Origin of the sequence: Pseudoflavonifractor sp. MSJ-37 (assembly GCF_018917965.1) — a bacterium.
Lineage (GTDB): Bacteria > Bacillota > Clostridia > Oscillospirales > Oscillospiraceae > Pseudoflavonifractor_A.
In genome coordinates, this window is record NZ_JAHLPP010000005.1 from 50,022 (window position 1) to 69,023 (window position 19,002).

The 19,002-nt window shown below is 64.8% G+C and carries 18 protein-coding genes; 13 read left to right on the top strand and 5 right to left on the bottom strand.

The window, feature by feature from the left end; genetic code table 11:
• The first annotated feature begins 152 nt into the window (after positions 1-152).
• The 3 genes from mtaB to KQI12_RS10055 all read left to right on the top strand — a co-directional run bounded on the left by mtaB (position 153) and on the right by KQI12_RS10055 (position 3,182).
• A complete protein-coding gene (gene mtaB / locus KQI12_RS10045) occupies positions 153-1,472 on the top strand; it encodes a tRNA (N(6)-L-threonylcarbamoyladenosine(37)-C(2))-methylthiotransferase MtaB (RefSeq protein WP_216573018.1) in 1,320 nt (439 codons plus the stop codon).
• A gap of 66 nt (positions 1,473-1,538) precedes the next feature.
• Positions 1,539-1,808 carry an ACT domain-containing protein gene (locus tag KQI12_RS10050; protein WP_216573020.1) on the top strand — a complete coding sequence of 90 codons (270 nt, stop codon included), beginning with the start codon at positions 1,539-1,541 and terminating at the stop codon, positions 1,806-1,808.
• 15 nt (positions 1,809-1,823) lie between these two features.
• A complete protein-coding gene (locus KQI12_RS10055) occupies positions 1,824-3,182 on the top strand; it encodes a PFL family protein (RefSeq protein WP_216573022.1) in 1,359 nt (452 codons plus the stop codon).
• A 62-nt stretch (positions 3,183-3,244) separates the two neighbouring features.
• On the opposite strand, the gene KQI12_RS10060 is transcribed toward KQI12_RS10055, so the two are convergent.
• Positions 3,245-4,579, bottom strand: coding sequence for a hemolysin family protein (locus KQI12_RS10060; protein WP_371818013.1), 1,335 nt, complete (start codon positions 4,577-4,579; stop codon positions 3,245-3,247).
• A gap of 146 nt (positions 4,580-4,725) precedes the next feature.
• On the opposite strand from KQI12_RS10060, the gene KQI12_RS10065 reads away from it, so the two are divergent.
• From KQI12_RS10065 to pyk, 8 genes are all read left to right on the top strand, one after another.
• Positions 4,726-6,030, top strand: coding sequence for a chloride channel protein (locus KQI12_RS10065; RefSeq protein WP_216573024.1), 1,305 nt, complete (start codon positions 4,726-4,728; stop codon positions 6,028-6,030).
• A gap of 78 nt (positions 6,031-6,108) precedes the next feature.
• Entirely contained in the window at positions 6,109-6,777 is a 669-nt protein-coding gene (sdaAB, locus tag KQI12_RS10070; protein ID WP_216573026.1) for an L-serine ammonia-lyase, iron-sulfur-dependent subunit beta, read from the top strand.
• Between the two features lie 2 nt (positions 6,778-6,779).
• Complete coding sequence (sdaAA, locus tag KQI12_RS10075; protein WP_216573028.1) at positions 6,780-7,652, top strand: L-serine ammonia-lyase, iron-sulfur-dependent, subunit alpha; 873 nt, start codon at positions 6,780-6,782, stop codon at positions 7,650-7,652.
• A gap of 37 nt (positions 7,653-7,689) precedes the next feature.
• Positions 7,690-8,058, top strand: a complete 369-nt coding sequence (locus KQI12_RS10080; protein WP_216573030.1) for a VOC family protein — start codon at positions 7,690-7,692, stop codon at positions 8,056-8,058.
• Positions 8,059-8,061: 3 nt separating this feature from the next.
• The gene (locus KQI12_RS10085) at positions 8,062-9,123 is read left to right on the top strand and encodes an acyltransferase (RefSeq protein ID WP_216573032.1); all 1,062 of its coding nucleotides are present in this window, start codon (positions 8,062-8,064) and stop codon (positions 9,121-9,123) included.
• A 97-nt stretch (positions 9,124-9,220) separates the two neighbouring features.
• The gene (locus tag KQI12_RS10090; RefSeq protein ID WP_216573034.1) at positions 9,221-10,648 is read left to right on the top strand and encodes an MBOAT family O-acyltransferase; all 1,428 of its coding nucleotides are present in this window, start codon (positions 9,221-9,223) and stop codon (positions 10,646-10,648) included.
• A gap of 12 nt (positions 10,649-10,660) precedes the next feature.
• Positions 10,661-11,875, top strand: coding sequence for a DHHW family protein (locus KQI12_RS10095; protein WP_216573035.1), 1,215 nt, complete (start codon positions 10,661-10,663; stop codon positions 11,873-11,875).
• A 182-nt stretch (positions 11,876-12,057) separates the two neighbouring features.
• The gene (pyk, locus tag KQI12_RS10100; RefSeq protein WP_216573037.1) at positions 12,058-13,476 is read left to right on the top strand and encodes a pyruvate kinase; all 1,419 of its coding nucleotides are present in this window, start codon (positions 12,058-12,060) and stop codon (positions 13,474-13,476) included.
• A gap of 78 nt (positions 13,477-13,554) precedes the next feature.
• Here the strand turns inward: pyk and KQI12_RS10105 are convergent, their stop codons facing one another.
• From KQI12_RS10105 to KQI12_RS10120, 4 genes are all read right to left on the bottom strand, one after another.
• A complete protein-coding gene (locus KQI12_RS10105) occupies positions 13,555-14,178 on the bottom strand; it encodes a hypothetical protein (RefSeq protein WP_216573038.1) in 624 nt (207 codons plus the stop codon).
• Positions 14,179-14,231: 53 nt separating this feature from the next.
• Entirely contained in the window at positions 14,232-14,723 is a 492-nt protein-coding gene (locus tag KQI12_RS10110) for a hypothetical protein (RefSeq protein WP_216573039.1), read from the bottom strand.
• Between the two features lie 372 nt (positions 14,724-15,095).
• On the bottom strand, positions 15,096-15,686 hold the full coding sequence (locus KQI12_RS10115) for a hypothetical protein (RefSeq protein ID WP_216573040.1): 591 nt from the start codon (positions 15,684-15,686) through the stop codon (positions 15,096-15,098).
• Between the two features lie 273 nt (positions 15,687-15,959).
• Entirely contained in the window at positions 15,960-16,421 is a 462-nt protein-coding gene (locus KQI12_RS10120) for a helix-turn-helix domain-containing protein (protein WP_216573041.1), read from the bottom strand.
• A gap of 537 nt (positions 16,422-16,958) precedes the next feature.
• On the opposite strand from KQI12_RS10120, the gene trpE reads away from it, so the two are divergent.
• Both trpE and KQI12_RS10130 read left to right on the top strand, forming a co-directional pair.
• Entirely contained in the window at positions 16,959-18,437 is a 1,479-nt protein-coding gene (gene trpE, locus KQI12_RS10125; protein ID WP_216573043.1) for an anthranilate synthase component I, read from the top strand.
• The gene (locus KQI12_RS10130) at positions 18,434-19,000 is read left to right on the top strand and encodes an aminodeoxychorismate/anthranilate synthase component II (protein WP_216573045.1); all 567 of its coding nucleotides are present in this window, start codon (positions 18,434-18,436) and stop codon (positions 18,998-19,000) included. Before trpE ends, KQI12_RS10130 begins: the two co-directional genes overlap by 4 nt.
• The last annotated feature ends 2 nt before the right edge of the window (positions 19,001-19,002 follow it).

Here is a 19,002-nt window from a genome sequence, read left to right on the forward strand (position 1 = left end):
GATCCAGCGGGACGGCAGATCTCCCCTTGCCGTCAGCCGCTCTATGAAATATAATAATGAGAACGTACGGAGCATATTATAGCAGTTCCCCCGCAAAAGACAAGAGGAAAGCCCGGGGGAGCGTCTGGATAAAAAGGAGCTGTCAGCGCCGCATGAAGATTGCCATCTACACCCTGGGCTGTAAGGTCAACCAGTACGAGACCCAGGCCATCGAGACCGAGCTGGTCCGCCGGGGGCACACCATCGTGGGGTTCCAGGAGGAGGCCGACGCCTATATCATCAACACCTGCACCGTCACCGCGGTCAGCGACCAGAAGTCCCGCCAGTCCATCCACCGGGCCCAGAAGAAAAGCCCCCGCGCAGTGGTGGCTGTCTGCGGCTGCTACGCCCAGACCGACCCGGAGGAGGTGGCCGCCCTAGGCGTGGACCTGGTGGGCGGAGCCTCTGACCGGATGAAGTTCCTGGACGACCTGGAGGCTCTGGCCGCCGCCAGGCAGGACCGGAGCGGAGACGCCGGGCCCGAGCCTCTGGTCACCACCGGCAGCATCATGTCCGTCCGCACCTTCGAAGAGCTCCCCGCCGGCGGGCTCATGGGCCGTACCCGGGCCATGCTCAAGGTGGAGGACGGCTGTGTCAACTTCTGCACTTACTGCATCATCCCCTTCGCCCGGGGACCGGTGCGCTCCCTGTCCCTGGACCGGGCCGCCGCCGAGGCGGCGCGGCTCATGGCAGAGGGCTATCACGAGCTGGTCCTCACCGGCATCGAGATCTCCTCCTGGGGCCAGGACCTGAAGAACGGCCAGGGTCCCGCCGACCTGATCGAAGCGGTATGTCAGGCCGCCCCCGCCTGCCGGATCCGCCTGGGCAGTCTGGAGCCCCGGACCATCACGGAGGAGTTCTGCCGCCGGGTGTCGGCCCTCCCCAACCTTTGTCCCCACTTCCACCTGTCCATGCAGTCGGGCTCCGACACGGTGCTCCAGCGCATGAACCGGAAGTACGACACCGCCCGCTTCCTAGAGAGTGTGGAGCTCCTGCGGACCTGGTTCCACCGGCCGGGCATCACCACCGATCTGATCGTGGGCTTCCCCGGAGAGACCGAGGAGGAGTTCTCCGAGACGCTGGACTTCCTGCGCCGGTGCCGGTTCACCGCCATGCACATCTTCCCCTACTCCCGCCGGGAAGGCACCCCCGCGGACAAGATGCCGGGACAGCTCTCCAAGGCTCAGAAGGAGGAGCGGGCCCACCGGGCTGCCGCTGTGGCTCGTGAGATGGAGGAGGCCTATCTGGACAGCTGGATCGGTCAGGAGCTCCCCGTCCTTTTCGAGGAGGAGAAGGACGGCCTCTGGCGGGGCCACGCCCCCAACTATGTGGAGGTGTTCGCCTCCGGAGAGGCGCTCCACAACGTAGAAAGATCGGTCAAGATAACAGAACGGAATGGTTCCCGGCTGATCGGTCAGATCATCGGAGCCTGATTTGAGACTATCATTTCGATCTCCATCGATCCATCAAGAAGAGACATGAAAGAGGAGGACCTGTCTATGCGCGCCATCGTCACCGTCCTGGGCAAGGACGACATCGGCATCATGAGCTTCGTCACCACTCTGCTGGCCCAGCAGAACGTCACCATCCTGGACATCAGCCAGACCATCCTGAAGGAGTACTTCACCATGGTCATGCTGGTGGACTGCGCCAAGACCGCCATCCCCTTTGCGGAGCTGGCGGCTCTGCTGGAGGAGAAGGGCCGGGAATATGCCGTGTCCATCCGCATCCAGCGGGAGGACATCTTCAACGCCATGCACCGCATTTGAGGAGGTCCGGGACGAATGATCAATACCACTGAGATCCTGGACACCATCCACATGATCGACCAGCAGCATCTGGATGTCCGCACCATCACCATGGGCATCTCCCTGCTGGACTGCGCCGACCCCGACGCCAAAGCCGCCTGCCGCAAGATCTACGACAAGATCTGCCGCCGGGCCGAGCATCTGGTGGCCACCGGCGAGGCCATCGAGCGGGAGTACGGTATCCCCATCGTCAACAAGCGGATCTCCGTCACCCCCATGGCCCTGGTGGCCGGCGCGTCGGAGACCCACGACTATGTGCCCTTCGCCATAGCCATGGACGAGGCGGCCAAGACCACCGGCGTCAACTTCATCGGCGGCTTCTCCGCCCTGGTCCAGAAGGGCACCACTCAGGCCGACCGGGATCTGATCGCATCCATCCCCGAGGCCCTGGCCCGGACCGAGTATGTCTGCTCCTCCGTGAACGTGGGCTCCACCAAGGCCGGCATCAACATGGACGCCGTGGCCGCCATGGGCCGCGCCATCAAGGACTGCGCCCAGCGCACCGCCGACCAGGGCGGCTTCGGCTGTGCCAAGCTGGTGGTGTTCTGCAACGCCGTGGAGGACAACCCCTTCATGGCCGGCGCCTTCCACGGCGTGGGCGAGGGGGACTGCGTGATCAACGTGGGCGTCTCCGGCCCGGGCGTGGTCCACCACGCCCTCCAGTCCGTGAAGGGCCAGCCCTTCGACCAGGTGGCCGAGACCATCAAAAAGACCGCTTTCCGCATCACCCGCATGGGCCAGCTGGTGGCTCAGGAGGCCAGCCGCCGCCTGGGCGTGCCCTTCGGCATCGTGGACCTGTCTCTGGCCCCCACCCCCGCCATCGGCGACAGCGTGGCCCGGATCCTGGAGGAGATGGGCCTGGAGGTCTGCGGCACCCACGGGACCACCGCCGCGCTGGCCCTGCTGAACGACGCGGTGAAGAAGGGCGGCGTCATGGCCTCCTCCCATGTGGGCGGCCTGTCCGGCGCCTTCATCCCCGTCAGCGAGGATGAGGGCATGATCGCCGCCGCCCGGAGCGGCGCTCTCCACCTGGACAAGCTGGAGGCCATGACCTGCGTTTGCTCCGTGGGTCTGGACATGATCGCCGTCCCCGGTGACACCTCCGCTGAGACTCTCTCCGCCATCATCGCCGACGAGGCGGCCATCGGCATGGTCAACTCCAAGACCACCGCCGTGCGCCTGATCCCCGCTCCCGGCAAGACCGTGGGCGATACGGTGGAGTTCGGCGGTCTGCTGGGCTCCGCCCCGGTCATGCCGGTCCATCCCTTCTCCAGCCAGGACTTCATCGCCCGGGGCGGCCGTATCCCCGCCCCCATGCAGAGCCTGAAGAACTGATCCCCCCGAAACAAGACGGGCCTGTGATATCGAAAACGATATCACAGGCCCGTTTATTACGATCAGTCATCATCCTCCAGCCGTTCCGGCGGGAGCTTCGTGACGATGGCCCACTCCACCCGATGGTCTGAGAGCTCCTCCACCTGGATGTGGAGACCGTCCGCGTCCACCACAGGGCGGCTGCCGTCCTCGGGGATCACAGAGAGCTGGGCGAACACCAGGCCGCCCAATGTCTCGGCCTCCTCGTCCTCCGGGAACTCCATTTCCAGAGCCTCGGCCAGATCGTCCAGATCCGCTGAGCCAGCCACCCGCCACTTGTCCTCCCCCAGCCGGATGATCTCCTGCTCGTCCTGGGGGTCGAACTCGTCGTAGATCTTGCCCACGATCTCCTCCAGCAGATCCTCCATGGTCAGCAGGCCGGAGGTCCCGCCGTACTCGTCCACCACGACGGCCAGATGCATCTTCCTGCTCTGCATATCCCGGAAGAGCTTCCCCGCCGGGACCGACTCCGGCACGAAATAGGTCTTACGCAGGAGCTTCCGCAAGGGCAGAGGCCGGTCCCGCCGGGCATTCAGGAAGTAGTCCCGGCTGAACAGGATGCCGATCACGTCGTCCAGGTCCTCGTCGTACACCGGGAACCGGGAGAGGCCGCTCTCCTCGATTGTCCGGGCGATCTCGTCCTCGGTGTCCTCCACCCAGATGCTCACGATCTCGGTCCGGTGGATCATCACGTCCTCCGCCGTCAGGTCGTTGAAGTCGAACACGTTGTCGATCAGCTTCTTCTCCGCGGCGTCGATGGTGCCCCGCTCCTCGCCCAGATCCATCATCATGCGGATGTTCTCCTCCGAGGCCCGGTCCCGCCGCTCCGACGGGTCGATCCGAAAGAGCCGGAGCACTGGCTTGCCGCACTGGTCCAGCACCCAGCCCAGAGGCCGCAGGAGGGCCGTCTCCGCCCGGATCAGGCCGCAGAGGGCCCGGGCGGTCTCCTCCGGCCGGACCAGACCGATCCGCCGGGGGGCCAGCTCGCCCAGCACCAGCAGGAGCAGGGCGGCGGCCAGAGCCGTCACCGCCACGGCGGCCCCGTCCAGGACCATGCCCGGAGGGAGGCCCAGGGCCGTCTCCGCCCATCGGGCCAGCGGTCCCGCCCAGACGGCGGCGGCACAGGCGGTGCTCAGGGAACTGGACAGGACGACGGCCGTCCGCAGGGCGGTATGTACCCGCTCCACCCGGCCCAGCAGGGCCAGGAGCGCGGCGGCTTTCCGGTCTCCCCCCTCCCCCTGGCGGCGGAGTGCGGACTCATTGAGCCCGCTGACGGCGGTCTCCGCGGCACTGGAGACCGCCATGGACGTGATGAACAGAGCCTGGAACAGGACCTGGGGCCATATGGGAGCCTGCACGGCGATCGCTCCTTTCCGGATAGACGGCGATGTATCTCGTCCAGTATACCACGATCCGAAAAAAAATCTACAAAAAGAGCGCGATCCGCGGAGGATCATGTTATAATGTGGATATCTGGCCTTTTTGAACTGAGGAGGATGGTCTCATGCACACCGGGAAACACCGTCTCATGTGGGAGCACGCCTGCGGCTTCCTGAAATGGCTTCTGTTCGCGGCCATCATCGGTGTCGTGGTGGGCTGTGTCAGCTCCGCCTTCTATCACGCCCTCCTGTGGGTCACCGCCGCGCGGGAGGGACATCCCTGGCTGCTGGCCCTGCTCCCGGCGGCCGGCATCGCCATCGTGGGGCTCTACCGGGTCTGCGGACTGGAGAAGGACCGGGGCACCAACTTCGTGCTGACGGCCGTCCGGGAGAACGAGCCCATGCGTCTGCGCACCGCTCCGCTGGTCTTTTTGTCCACCGCCATCACCCATCTCTTCGGCGGTTCCTCCGGACGGGAGGGGGCCATCCTCCAGATCGGCGGGTCCATCTCCTCGACGATCGGCCAGTGGATGCGTCTGGACGACAAGGACAGCCGGATCATCACCCTCTGCGGCATGGCCGCCGCCTTCTCCGCGCTCTTCGGCACCCCGCTCACCTCGGCGCTCTTCGCCATGGAGGTGGTCAGCGTGGGCGTGTTCTACTACGCCGCGATCGTCCCCTGTGTGGTCGCGTCCCTGATCGGTCTCCGGATGGCACAGTCCTTCCGGGTGACGCCCACCGCCTTCCAGCTCACGGGCATCCCCGACATGAGCCTGTCGGTGCTGGTCCGGGTACTGATCCTGGGCATCCTCTTCGCCGGACTGTCCATCCTCTTCTGCCGGGTGATGCATCTGGCGGGCCGGCTCTATCAGCGGTATCTCCCCAACGCCTATGTCCGCGCGGCAGCCGGCGGCGGACTGGTGATCCTGCTGACCATGCTGGTATGGATCTGGGCTCCCTTCACCTTCGACTACAATGGGGCCGGCGGCGGCGTGATCCAGGCCGCTGTCAGCGGCACGGCCCGCCCGGAGGCCTTCCTGCTGAAGATCCTCTTCACCGCCGTCACCCTGGGCGCCGGCTTCAAGGGCGGTGAGATCGTGCCCTCCTTCTTCGTCGGAGCCACCTTCGGCTGTACCGCTGCCCCTCTGCTGGGCCTCTCCCCCTCCTTCGGAGCGGGTCTTGGCATGGTATGTGTGTTCTGCGGCGTGACCAACTGTCCCATGACCTCTCTCCTGCTGGCTTTGGAGCTCTTCGCCGGCGGGAGCTATGGCCTCTTCACCGGCCAGAGCCTGGTCCTCTTCGCCCTGTGCATCGCCGTGTCCTATACCCTGTCCGGCTACTCCGGCCTGTACAGTGAGCAGAAGATCGTCTACAGCAAGTTCCGCCCCGTCTTCATCGACCGGAAAGCCAATGAGGATGAAGCCGACTGATCCCCGCATCCCCTGTTTCCTTGCGTTTCCCCAGTATCCCAGCGTGAGAAAATGCGTTTGAGGAGGCATCCTATCCCTATGACCATCTTTGACATCATGGGACCCATCATGGTGGGCCCCTCCAGCTCCCATACCGCGGGCGCGGTGCGCATCGGGCTGATCTGCCGCAAGCTGCTCGGCGCGCCCCCCATCGGCGCGGAGCTCACCCTGCACGGCTCCTTCGCCGCCACCGGCAGCGGCCATGGCACCGACCGGGCCCTGGTGGCCGGCCTGCTGGGCATGGAGCCCGACGATCCCCGCATCCCCCAGAGCTTCGAGGTAGCGGAGGACGAGGGCTTCTCCTTCCAGTTCCGCAACGGCGTGCTCAAGGACGCCCATCCCAACTCCGTGCGGATCCGGGTCATGTCCAAAGACCTGCATTCCATCACCGTGGTGGCCGCCTCTCTGGGCGGCGGCCGGATCCGGGTCAGCTCCGTGGACGGACTCCCCGCCGTGTTCTCCGGCGAGAAGGACACCCTCATCGTCCGCAGTGAGGACCGGGTGGGCCAAGTGGCTCTCATCGCCAATATGCTCACCGCCGGGAACGTGAGCATCGCCTCCATGCAGCTCTACCGGGGCGCCAAGGGCAGCTATGAGATGATGATCGTGGAGAGCGACGACCCCATCCCCCGCATCACGGTCGAAGCCCTGCGGGCCTGTGTCGGCATCGATCAGGTCATCTATCTGGATGTAGGAGGCATTGACTGACCATGTTCACATCTGTCGATTTCATGCTTTCCACCGCCGCCAAGAACGGTAAAGCGCTCTGGGAGGCCATCCAGGAGGACGATATGGCCGACCGCAGCGTCAAGGCCCAGGCCTCCTGGGCCAAGATGGGCACCCTCTGGGCCGCCATGCAGGCCGCTGAGGCCGACTACTCCGCCGACCGCCGCTCCCCCAGCGGGCTGGTGGGCGGCGAGGGCGCCAAGATGGCCGGGGATGGCCCCGGCCTGTGCGGTCCCTTCCTTCGGGACATCATCGGCACCGCCCTGAAGATGGGCGAGTGCAACGCCTGTATGCGGCGCATCGTGGCCGCCCCCACCGCAGGAGCCTGCGGCGTCCTGCCGGCGGTCCTCCTGCCCATGAAGCGGCGCTATGAGCTCTCCGACGAGGTCATCATCCAGGCTCTTTACGTGGCCGCCGGCTTCGGCCAGGTGATCGCCAGCCGGGCCTCCATCGCCGGGGCCGAGGGCGGCTGTCAGGCGGAGGTGGGCTCCGCCTCCGGCATGGCCGCCGCCGCCATCGTCCACCTGATGGGCGGCACGGCGGAGCAGATGGCCCACGCCTGCGCCATGGCCCTGTCCAACATCCTGGGTCTGGCCTGCGATCCGGTGGCCGGTCTGGTGGAGGTCCCCTGCATCAAGCGCAACGTGATGGGCGCTTCCAACGCCCTGTCCTGTGCCGAGATGGCCCTGTCCGGGCTGGTGAGCCAGATCCCCTGCGACGAGGTGATCGACGCCATGGGCGCGATCGGCTCCAGCCTCCCCTCTGCCATCCGGGAGACCGGCGAGGGCGGACTGGCCGCCACCCCCACCGGCCGCCGCGTGGCCGAGCTCATGCGCTCCAAAGAGCGCGCCATCTGAGTCCCCAAAAATCCCCTATCCTGAGAGGTATCGTTCCATGTTTCGATTCGACCATTTCAACTTCAATGTGGTGAGCATCGCCCGCTCGCTGGATTTTTATGACAAAGCTCTGGACCTGCGCCCCGTCCGCACGAAGGAGGGGCCCAACGGAGACTTCCGCCTGGTGTTCCTAGGGGACGGCGCGTCCGACTTCTGTCTGGAGCTCACCGAGGTCCGGGGCCGGGAGAAGCCCTACGACCTGGGCGAGTGTGAATTCCATCTGGCCTTCACCACCGACGACTTCGACGGGATGTACCAGCGCCACAAAGCCATGGGGTGCATCTGCTTCGAGAACCATGACATGGGGGTCTATTTCATCCAGGATCCGGACGGCTATTGGATCGAGATCGTCCCCCAGAGGGACTGACCCATGGCCCGGGGCGAGGGAGGACGGCTGGTCTATGCCGACCTGCTCCGTGTGGCCGCCACGCTGGCGGTGGTGATGCTCCACATCTCCGGGGGCTGGCTGACGGACCAGCCGGTGGGCTCCGCCGCCTGGTCGGTGTTCAACGTCTATGACGGGCTCATGCGCTGGTGCGTGCCGGTGTTCGTCATGCTCTCCGGGATGTTCCTGCTGGACCCCAAGAAGGACCTGTCCGCCGGCTCCCTCCTGCGGCATATCCTGCGGATCGCGGCGGCCCTGATCGTGTGGAGCGTGATCTACGGTCTGGCTGGGATCGTGCCCTCCGGGGGACCGCTCAGTCTGGCCGCCTGCCGGGAGATCCTCCTGGACCTGCTGTGGGGGAAACTCCACTATCACCTGTGGTTCCTGCCCATGATCATGGGACTCTATCTGGTGACGCCCCTCCTCCGGGCCTTCGTTCGGGGGGCCAGCCAGGCGGACCTGCGCTGGGCTCTCCTGCTGGTGTTCCTCTTCGCCATGGTCCTGCCCACCCTGTTGGCCCTGCGGCCCAGCGAGACGGTCTCCACCTGGGTGGGCCGCCTGGACATCCGGCTGGTGCTGGGCTACACGGGCTACTATCTGCTGGGCTGGTACCTGCGGGACCACACTCTCAGCCGCCCCGCCGAGTGGATCGTCTATCTGCTGGGCCTGCTGGGGGCCGGGGCCACTGTGTGGGGCACCGCCCTCCTCTCCCGCCGGGCGGGGAGCACGGTCCTCACTCTCTATGGATACTTCACCCCCAACGTGGCTTTCATGGCCATCGCGGTGTTCGTGCTGTTCCGCTACCTGCTGGGCGTCAGCGACGAGCGCTCCCGTCAGGGCCGGATCACCGGCCTGTCCGGGATCACCTTCGGCATCTACCTGTGCCACGATCTCTTCATCATGCTCCTGCGGCATCTCGGCATCTCCACCCTGACCTTCCCTCCGGCGGTCTCGGTCCCGGTGCTGTCGCTTGGGGTGTTCCTCTGCGCCGCTCTGCTGGCCTGGCTCCTCTCCAAGGTGCCGCTGGCGGGCCGCTGGCTCACCTGAATCGGACGCCGGGCATCGGTCCCGTCCCCCCATCGGGACGGGCGGGTGTCCGGCTCGTCTGTCCCATCCCATCCTCTGTCCCAAAGGAGATCTTGCCGTGCTCTTCTCCAGTTCCATCTTCCTGTTCCTGTTCCTGCCGCTGGTCCTGATCGGCTACTATGGGCTCTGTGCCTGGCTGGGCCCCTTGCGCCGCTCCGCTCAGAACCTGCTCCTGCTGGCCGCCTCTCTGTTCTTCTACGCCTGGGGCGAGCCCTGGTTCGTACTGGTGATGATGGCTTCCATCCTGCTCAACTACGGCTTCGGCCTGTGGGTGGACGCCCGCAGACGGCTGGGCCAGAGCGCCCGGCTCCCCATCGTGCTGGCGCTGATCTCTGACCTGGGGCTCATGTTCGTGTTCAAGTATCTGACCTTCGTGCTGAGCCAGCTGGGGCGGCTGGGCCTTTCGATGACCATCCCCGTGATCCGGCTCCCGCTGGGCATCTCCTTCTTCACCTTCCAGGCGCTTTCCTATGTGCTGGACGTAGCGCGGGGCCGGGGCAAGGTCCAGCGGGACCCGCTGAAGGTGGCCCTGTACATCTCCTTTTTCCCCCAGCTCATCGCCGGCCCTATCGTGAAGTATGAGACGGTGGCGGATGAGATCGACCACCGACAGGAGAACTGGACCGACTTCTCCGCCGGCGTCTGCCGCTTCCTTGTCGGTCTGGGGAAGAAGGTCATCCTCTCCAACCAGTTGGCGCTGGCCGCGGACGCGGCCTACTCCGTGGACCACTCGGCCCTCACCACCGGTCTGGCTTGGCTGGGGGCTGTCTGCTACACCCTCCAGATCTATTACGATTTCTCCGGCTACTCCGATATGGCGATCGGCTTGGGCCGGATGTTCGGCTTCCACTTCCTCGAAAACTTCGACTATCCCTATTCCTCCCGCTCGGTGACGGAGTTTTGGCGGCGGTGGCACATCTCTCTGTCCACCTGGTTCCGGGACTATGTGTATTTCCCTCTGGGCGGCAGCCGGGTGGACCGGCGCTGGAAGCACATCCGCAATCTGCTGGCCGTCTGGCTCCTGACCGGCATCTGGCACGGGGCCAACTGGACCTTCCTGTTCTGGGGCCTCTACTACTTCGTCCTGCTGGTGCTGGAGAAGTTCTGCGGTATGGGGAAGGGCTGGCCCGGCTGGTGTCAGTGGCTCTATACCCTGTTTTTGGTGAACGTGGGCTGGGTCTTTTTCCGGGCGGATAGTCTGGGGGACGCTCTGGCCCACATCAAGGCCATGTTCGTCCCGGCGGCGGGCGGGCTGGGAGACGACGCCCTCCTCTATCTATCCGAGGGACGGATCCTCCTGCCGCTGGCCATGCTGTTCGCCCTCCCGGTCTCCAAGTGGATCGGCGGGCGGGCGGACCGGCTCACCGGGGCCGGGGCCGTCCTCCGGGACCTGGCCTATCCCCTCCTGCTGATGGCGGTCTACGCTGTGTCCGCCGCCTTCATCATCAAGGGGACCTATGACCCCTTCATCTACTCGAATTTCTAAGGAGGCGGGCATATGAGACAGCGAAAAGAGACCGTCACGGCCCTCCTCTTCCTGCTGGCCATGGGGGCGGCGCTGGTCTGGCTGGCCTTCCCGTTCCTGACCGGGGACAGCGCCCTTCGGACCGCTCTGGGGGCCCTCCGCCGGGACCCGGCCAGCTTCCCCGCCTTCGTCTCCGAGGCGGAGGGGGACCTGAACGACGATCTGGACCGGGCACACGGCTTCATCCAGCTCTACGGCGGCTTCCAGCGGCTCACCGGCCGGCGGGTGCTGGAGGACGTGGACCAGTCTGCCCGGGTGGTGAAGCTCTCCGACGGAGCCCTGAACTTCTCCTATCCACACGCGGAGCCCCTGGACACCGCTCCTCTGGCGGAGGCGGTGGAGGACCTGTCCGACGCGCTGGCGGCGGAGGGGATCTCCCTGCTCTACGCGGCGGCGCCCCAGAAGCTCCAGCAGGGCCGCGAGGCGGAGCTCCTGCCCCCCGGCATCCATGACTACGCCAACGACAACGCCGACCGGCTCCTCGCCGCCCTGCGGGACCACGGGACGGACACGCTGGACCTGCGGCCCCTGTTCGACGGCCGGAGCGACTATGAGGACCTGTTCTTCCGCACCGACCATCACTGGAAGCCGGAGGCCGCCTTCCTGGCCTGGCAGGAACTGGCCCGGGTCCTGGATGCCGACTACGGCATCTCCACCGAGCCGAGCCGCACCGATGAGGGGAGCTATGACAAGACGGTCTATGAGGACATCTTCCTGGGCAGTCAGGGCAAGCGCACCGGCTCCCTCTACGCCGGGGTGGACAGCATCACCGAATATGTTCCCCGGTTCGACACCGACTTCACTTACTCCTCCGCCTCCTTCCAGGCCCCCCGGACCGGCCCCTTCGGCACGTCCCTCCTCTTCCCGGAGCGGGTGGCGGAACGGGACTGGTTCAACGGCAACCCCTACACCCTCTATGCCGGCGGCGACTACGCTCTGGCCACCATCGACAATGGGCTCCATCCCAACGGCAAAAAGATCCTGCTCCTGCGGGAGTCCTTCTCCTGTGCCCTGACGCCCTTCCTGGCCCTGTCCTGTGATCAGCTCACCACCGTGGATCTGCGCCAGTTCCAGGGGGATCTGATGGCCACCATCCGGGACGTGGATCCCGACCTCGTCGTGGTGCTCTACTGCGTCAGCTCTCTGGGGAACTCCGCCCTGTTCTCCTTCGGCCAAGGTACCTCTTGAGGGCTGGAGCCGGCCTCCTTTTTCCTCTGTGTGCGGGAACTTTTCCCCAAACCGTCGGATCTTGTGCGTTTTGCTCCTTCTCTCCGATCGGTCCGGTAGGGTATAATAGGATCGATGAGTGAAAATAGTGATGAGAGACAGTCCCGCCGTCCGACGGACCGCGGGGAAGGAGGTAAACTGTTTTGAGAAAGACCAAAGTGATCTGTACCCTGGGCCCCGCCGTCAACAGCGAAGAGATGATCCGCCGTCTGGTGGCCGCCGGCATGGACGCCGCCCGCTTCAATTTCTCCCACGGCACCCATGAGAGCCATCTGGCCCAGTTCAATATGCTCAAGCACGTCCGGGACGAGATGTGCGTCCCGGTGGCCGCCATCCTGGACACCAAGGGCCCTGAGATCCGCATCCGCAGCTTTGCCCAGTGCCCCGTCCAGCTGGAGCGGGGGGCGGAGTTCACCCTGACCACCGACGACGTGGAGGGCGACGCCCACCGGGTCTCCGTCACCTATGCCGATCTGCACAAGGAGGTGGGCCCCGGCTGCCGCATCCTGGTGGACGACGGTCTGGTGGAGCTCCGGGTGGAGCGGGTGGAGGGCCACGACATCCACTGCACCGTGGAGAATGGCGGTCCCCTCTCCAATAACAAGAGCATCAACATCCCCGATGTGAGCATCCTGCTCCCCTCCCTGACGGAGAAGGACCGCTCCGACCTGCAATTCGCCGCGGAGCACGACTTCGACTTCATCGCCGCCTCCTTCATCCGCAAGGCCAGCGACGTGGAGGACATCCGGGCCTGTCTGAAGGAGCACGGCGGCGAGCGGATCCGCATCATCGCCAAGATCGAGAACCGGGAGGGCGTGGACCATCTCGCCGAGATCATCGACGCCGCCGACGGCATCATGGTGGCCCGGGGCGACCTGGGCGTGGAGATCCCCGCCTATGAGGTCCCCATCCTCCAGAAGGAGATGATCAAGGTCACAATCGCCCAGAGCAAGCCCGTCATCATCGCCACCCAGATGCTGGACTCCATGATCCGCAACCCCCGGCCCACCCGGGCCGAGGTCTCCGACGTGGCCAACGCCGTGTTCGATGGGGCCTCCTGCGTGATGCTCTCCGGCGAGACCGCCTCCGGCAAGTACCCGGTGGAGGCGCTGGAGACCATGGTGGACACCGTCACCGCCGCCGAGGACTCCATCAACTACTGGAACCGCTTCCGTCAGCGCCAGAGCCTCAACGGCATCCAGAACATCAACGACGCGATCACCCACTCCTGCTGTCTGACCGCCATGGACCTGGACGCCGCCGCCATCCTGACCCCCACCCAGTCCGGCTACACCGCCCGGACGATCTCCCGGTACCGCCCCGCCTGCCCGATCCTGGCCATGTGCCAGAGCGACCGGACCCGCCGCCAGCTGGCGATCTCCTGGGGCGTCCACACCTGCCTGACCGGCCATGTGGACTCCACCGACCGGCTGTTCTCCATGTCCGTGGAGATGGCCGTGAAAGAGGGGGCCGTCGCCTCCGGCGACACGGTGGTCATCACCGCCGGCGTCCCCATCGGCCAGACCGGCTCCACCAACCTGATCAAGGCCCAGAAGATCTGACCGCCCATAGCAGACCGAACGGCCGCGCCTTTCCCGGAGAGGGAGAGGCGCGGCCGTTTCATCATCTGTATGGATCTGTCACAGGTAGTCCTTCACCTGGAACTGCCGCTCGGCGGCCCTGCGGAAGGCCCCCGCCTCGGTGGCGAAGCGGACGCCGCAGGGGGTCTCGCTCTGCCCATCGAAGCTGACGGCGAACGATCCTCCCTCCGCCGGAGCCAGCTCCACCGCGGTCTTGCCCCCGTAGCTGTAAGCGGTCACCGCCGCCTCGGCGCAGTCCACGCCATAGACCTCGGACACGAAGTCCTGGGCGACGGCGATCATGCCCTCGTCGAACCAGCCGTCGTCAGCCGGGTCCGTCCCCGTCGGGTCCATGTGGTACACCGTGGCCGGATAGTCATAGCGCTCCGAGAACTCCACCAGATAGAAGTCCTCCCCAGCGCCGTCGAAGCGGATGGAGGTCTGGTGCTCGTCCTCCTCGATCTGGGGCTCCAGGCCCGTGGAGTCGAAGGAGAAGGCCGTGTCCAGCAGCAGCCGGGCCTGGGCTTCCTCCGTGATCTGGGACGTGTAGACCTTGGGTCCCGCCGTATCCGTGGGGTCCGCGCTGGGAGAGGGCTGGGGCTCCGCGACCACCGCCTGACTGGAACAGGCGGCCAGCGCCGCCGCCAGCATCAGCGTGCCGGGGACGATCTGATAAGACTTCATGTCGTTCGCTCCTTTTTGTGATGTATTTGGATGATAGCGATGGCTGACTGCACTCATGCTTCAAAGTCCTTCGGCGCGGGCTGGAAGAGGACCACCCGCCAGTCGGCGTCCTCGCCGGTCCGGCCCAGATAGGCCAGGAAGGCGGCGCCGTCAGGACGCTCGGCGCCGGGCTCTGCCGGCGTCAGGTCCACGTCCACCAGATAGAGCCTCTGGTCCGAATAGAAGGTATCGTTATAGTACCGCAGGGCCGTGACCTGGTCCAGCTCGTCCACCGACAGCTCCCGGAGGCCCTTCCGCTCGGCGGAGGATCCGGCAGGCCAGGCGGCGGATGCCTCCTGTGCGGCCCCGTCCGCAAGGGCGGCGGCCGTATCCCAGTCCTGACGGCCCAGCGCCGCCACATAGGTCTCCACCACGGCGGACGCGTCCGCTGTCGGCGCACGATCCATCGGGTCCGGCCGCTGAGGCCAGCGGAACAGGAGGACGACCGCCACGGCCGCGAGGCAGACCGCGATCAGGGCAATCCAGCGTGTTTTCCGCGTCTTCATGGCAGATATCCTCCTTCATTCATTTTACATAATGCATTATACGGATCTTCCATGGTCCTGTCTATCCGCTTTCTCTATGATCCGGCGGGGACAGCCCCGCCCGCTTCCGCAGGGCCGCGAGTTTCTCGTGGAGTCTCATCGCTCCGCCTCCGTTCCTGTCGTCGTTCCCGCTTCGATCTTACCCGATGCGGACGGAAAATGCCACCACCTTTTCGTTGCAGGCCCCGCAACTTTTGGTTGCGGAAGCCTGATATCAGGTGTTTTTCGTGGTTTGGTCTATCTTGACAGCGCGTTTCTATGGAGATAAGGCAGAAATAACGATGAGCCCAGCCCTGTCCGCCTCAGAAGGCGGGCAGGGCTGGGCAGTCGGCATCAAAGATACTGCTTTGCCTCGTTTTTCTCCATCACCTGTTCAAGTGCTTTTACATCTTTGCAGAACAGTACTCCGGTCGGCTCCGTATCTTTGTAATAATATCGGACCGAGAACACCTCATCAGGTGCCGTCTCCATCTGTACCGCTATTTTGTTCTTATAACCATATGCGTGTACTGTGGCCTCGGTGCAGTCTACGCCATAGATGTCCTTCACGAATGTTTTTGCGGTCTCGATCAGTCCCTCATCGAAATAAGAGTCATCCTCCTGCGCCAAATCGAAGTCCTGATCTTCACCCAAGTGTTCGAAATGATACAAGGTGGCCGGGTATTGGTATCCATTATGGAATTCGACGATGTAGTAATCCTTTTCTCCCGCTTCAAAGCGGAACGATGCCTGGTCCTCCTCTACGACCGGCTCGAGCCCAGACGCATCATAGGAAAAGGCTTTCTGGATCAACGCCCGGGCCTCTTCCACATGATCATCCTTTGCCTCTACGACGTTCGTGGACGTGGGCAATACCGTCGGTGTCACCGTTTCAGATGCCGATCCGCCGCTGGAACATGCCGTCAGGAGCATCAGCAGTGCCATAGACGCTGCCGTCGTCGTCAAAGCATATCTTTTTTCCATACTTCTACTACTACTCCGTTCTTTTTCAGGGATGAGCAAAACTCCGATTTGCTCAAGAGGGAACACAATAAACAGTTCCGTCCAGCTTACTTAAAATCCATATATTGTGTCTCAGCTTTACAAAACTTGCGTTTTGCTCATCTCTTTTCTTTTTCGTAAATACCGCCTTGAAAGATATATCACACGCCGTTCTGTCCATATCGGTCAAATCGGCATTTACTTCCCATTCCGCTCTTACTTTTCCTCTTCAAAGGAGAAGCTATCTACCAGTTCCGGGTCCAATCTTCCCTGCTGCATCTCTTCCAGCGGGATGATCTCATCTTCATTTTCTTTCGCATGGAGTCGGTCCATGGTCAAAGCTCCCGCTCCGATCCCCACCGCCAGCGCCGCCAGGACCGCGGCGGCCACGAGCCACCTCCGGCCCCTTTGGGGCTCCGCCGGCTTGGGCTGGGGCCGGGCGGGCTCCCGCATCGGCGGGCCGTCCAGCTCTGTCAGGTCCCGGCTGTCGTCCGTCAGGAAGTCCATGGTGACGTGATAGAGCTGGCACAGGGCCGCCAGCTTCTCCGTGGCCGGGGCCGTGAGCCCGTTCTCCCATTTGGACACCGCCTGACGGGTGGTGTCCAGCCGGTCCGCCACGGCCATCTGGGACAGGCCGGCCCGCTTCCGCAGGTCCGCGAGTTTTTCGTGGAGCCTCATCTTCTTCTGCCTCCGATCATACCAAAGCGCGGTGCGCAGAGCTACCATTTTTGCGTGACATCCCCACAACTTCCGGTTGCGCACCGCAGTCTTTCACCGTTTTTTTGAACTTATCGGTATATTTTATCAGGAAAATAGGTTATCGTCAACTGCCCGCGGTCCGGGCCATTTCCCCGCCAAAAAAGGGGTTGACAGCGGGGGCGGAACGGTGTATCATAGGCCCATAATTTGATACATTAAACCGATGATGTGGAGATAACGCCTGTCATCGCCCTCACAGAGAGTCCGGGACCGCTGAGAGCCGGGCAGGATACGGGCAGGTAAATGGATCACGGAGGGCGCGGGGAACGGCTTCGACTCAGTATTCCGCGACGTGGAGGCATACGTCAGTTGCCGGGGATATGTCCGTATCCCGCAAAGCGCACGGCTCACGCCGTGAATCAAGGTGGCACCGCGAGCATCACGCTCGTCCTTGACGATCATGTCAGGGACGGGCGTTTTCTGTTTCCGTCCCCAGAGCAAAGGGAGGTCACACTCATGTATCAGCCCACGTTGAAGGAGGCCCGGACCATCGCCGCCTCCGGCCCCTATCGGGAGATCCCCGTCTCCCGGGAACTCATGTCCGACTTCATCACCCCGATCCAGGCCCTGCGGATCCTGCGGGCCCAGGACAGCCACTGCTTCCTGCTGGAGTCCGCCGCCGACAGCGAGGGCTGGGGCCGCTGGTCCTTCCTGGGCTTCGAGCCCACGCTGGAGGTGGTCTGCAAGGACGGTATGCTCCGCACCCGCTCGGAGGAGGGCGAGCGCACCGCCCCCACCGCCTGCCCCGGCGAGGCCCTGCGGGCCATCCTGGCGGAGCACCGGAGTCCCAGGGTCCCCGGCCTGCCCCCCTTCACCGGCGGTCTGGTGGGCTACTTCTCCTATGACTACACCAAGTACGCCGAGCCCTCTCTGGCCCTCAGGGCCCAGGACGAGGAGGGCTTCAAGGACATGGACCTGATGCTCTTCCGGAGCGTCATCGCCTTCGACAACTACCGGCAGAAGCTGGTGCTGATCACCAACGCCGACGCCTCCGACCTGGACAGCTCCTATCCCGCCGCCTGCGCCCAGTTGGACCGGATGGCGGAGCTCCTCCGCCACGGCGCGCCCCTCCCCCATCAGCCCGCCCGGCTCACCACGCCGGTGACGCCCCTCTTCGACGAGGCGGCCTACTGCTCCATGGTGGAGCGGGCCAAGCACTACATCCACGAGGGCGACATCTTCCAGGTGGTCCTCTCCAACCGGCTGGAGGCCGGGTTCGAGGGCTCCCTGCTGGATGTATACCGGATCCTCCGGACCACGAACCCCTCCCCCTACCTCTTCTATTTCACCAGCGACGACATGGAGCTGGCCGGCGCCTCCCCGGAGACGCTGGTGAAGCTGGAGGACGGCGTCCTCCACACCTTCCCGCTGGCGGGCACCCGTCCCCGGGGCGCCACCCCCGAGGAGGACAAGGCGCTGGAGGAGGGCCTCCTCGCCGATGAGAAGGAGCTCTCCGAGCACGATATGCTGGTGGACCTGGGCCGGAACGACATCGGCAAGATCAGCCGCTTCGGCACCGTGCAGGTGGAGAAGTACCACGAGATCCAGCGCTTCTCCTGCGTGATGCACATCGGCTCCACCGTCCGGGGCCAGCTGGCGGAGGGGAAGGACGCGGTGGACGCGGTGGACGCGGTCCTCCCCGCCGGGACCCTCTCCGGCGCGCCCAAGCTCCGGGCCATGGAGATCATCGACGAGCTGGAGGACAACAAGCGGGGCGTCTACGGCGGCGCGGTGGGCTATCTGGACTTCACCGGCAATCTGGACACCTGCATCGCCATCCGGCTGGCCTTCCAGAAGAACGGGAAGGTGTTCATCCGCTCCGGCGCCGGCATCGTGGCCGACTCCGACCCGGCGAAGGAATATCAGGAGTGCATCAACAAGGCGAAGGCCGTGGTGCGGGCCCTGGAGCTGGCCCAGAAAGAGAGGGACCTATGATCCTGCTGATCGACAACTATGACAGCTTTTCCTATAACCTCTATCAGCTGGTTGGGAGCCTGGATCCGGACATCGAAGTGGTCCGTAACGACGCCGTGACGGTGGAGGACATCCGCCGCATGGCCCCCCGCCGCCTGATCCTCTCCCCCGGCCCCGGCCGCCCCGCCGACGCCGGCGTGTGCGAGGCCGCCGCCAAAGAGCTGGCCGGCGAGATCCCCATCCTGGGGGTCTGCCTGGGCCATCAGGCCATCTGCGAGGTCTACGGCGGCACCGTGTCCTACGCCAAGCAGCTCATGCACGGCAAGCAGTCCATGGTGACGCTGGACCGGAGCTGTCCCATCTTCCGGGGCCTGCCGGAGCAGATCCCAGCCGCCCGCTACCACTCCCTCTCCGCCGTGGAGGCCAGCCTGCCGGACTGCCTGTCCGTCACCGCCCGCTCGGACGACGGCGAGGTCATGGCCGTCCAGCTCAAGGGTGCGCCGGTCTACGGGCTACAGTTGCATCCCGAATCCATCCTGACGCCCCAGGGCGGCGTCATCCTGAAGAACTTTTTGGAGGGCTGAAT

Bases quoted from the DNA above. Each gene is read 5' to 3' on its own strand.
- trpE (WP_216573043.1), top strand. From the start codon at position 16,959: ATGTATCAGCCCACGTTGAAGGAGGCCCGGACCATCGCCGCCTCCGGC.
- KQI12_RS10130 (WP_216573045.1), top strand. From the start codon at position 18,434: ATGATCCTGCTGATCGACAACTATGACAGCTTTTCCTATAACCTCTAT.
- KQI12_RS10055 (WP_216573022.1), top strand. From the start codon at position 1,824: ATGATCAATACCACTGAGATCCTGGACACCATCCACATGATCGACCAG.
- KQI12_RS10115 (WP_216573040.1), bottom strand. From the start codon at position 15,686: ATGGCACTGCTGATGCTCCTGACGGCATGTTCCAGCGGCGGATCGGCA.
- KQI12_RS10105 (WP_216573038.1), bottom strand. From the start codon at position 14,178: ATGAAGTCTTATCAGATCGTCCCCGGCACGCTGATGCTGGCGGCGGCG.
- KQI12_RS10120 (WP_216573041.1), bottom strand. From the start codon at position 16,421: ATGAGGCTCCACGAAAAACTCGCGGACCTGCGGAAGCGGGCCGGCCTG.
- KQI12_RS10085 (WP_216573032.1), top strand. From the start codon at position 8,062: ATGGCCCGGGGCGAGGGAGGACGGCTGGTCTATGCCGACCTGCTCCGT.
- KQI12_RS10050 (WP_216573020.1), top strand. From the start codon at position 1,539: ATGCGCGCCATCGTCACCGTCCTGGGCAAGGACGACATCGGCATCATG.
- KQI12_RS10110 (WP_216573039.1), bottom strand. From the start codon at position 14,723: ATGAAGACGCGGAAAACACGCTGGATTGCCCTGATCGCGGTCTGCCTC.
- KQI12_RS10095 (WP_216573035.1), top strand. From the start codon at position 10,661: ATGAGACAGCGAAAAGAGACCGTCACGGCCCTCCTCTTCCTGCTGGCC.
- sdaAB (WP_216573026.1), top strand. From the start codon at position 6,109: ATGACCATCTTTGACATCATGGGACCCATCATGGTGGGCCCCTCCAGC.
- sdaAA (WP_216573028.1), top strand. From the start codon at position 6,780: ATGTTCACATCTGTCGATTTCATGCTTTCCACCGCCGCCAAGAACGGT.
- KQI12_RS10080 (WP_216573030.1), top strand. From the start codon at position 7,690: ATGTTTCGATTCGACCATTTCAACTTCAATGTGGTGAGCATCGCCCGC.
- mtaB (WP_216573018.1), top strand. From the start codon at position 153: ATGAAGATTGCCATCTACACCCTGGGCTGTAAGGTCAACCAGTACGAG.
- KQI12_RS10065 (WP_216573024.1), top strand. From the start codon at position 4,726: ATGCACACCGGGAAACACCGTCTCATGTGGGAGCACGCCTGCGGCTTC.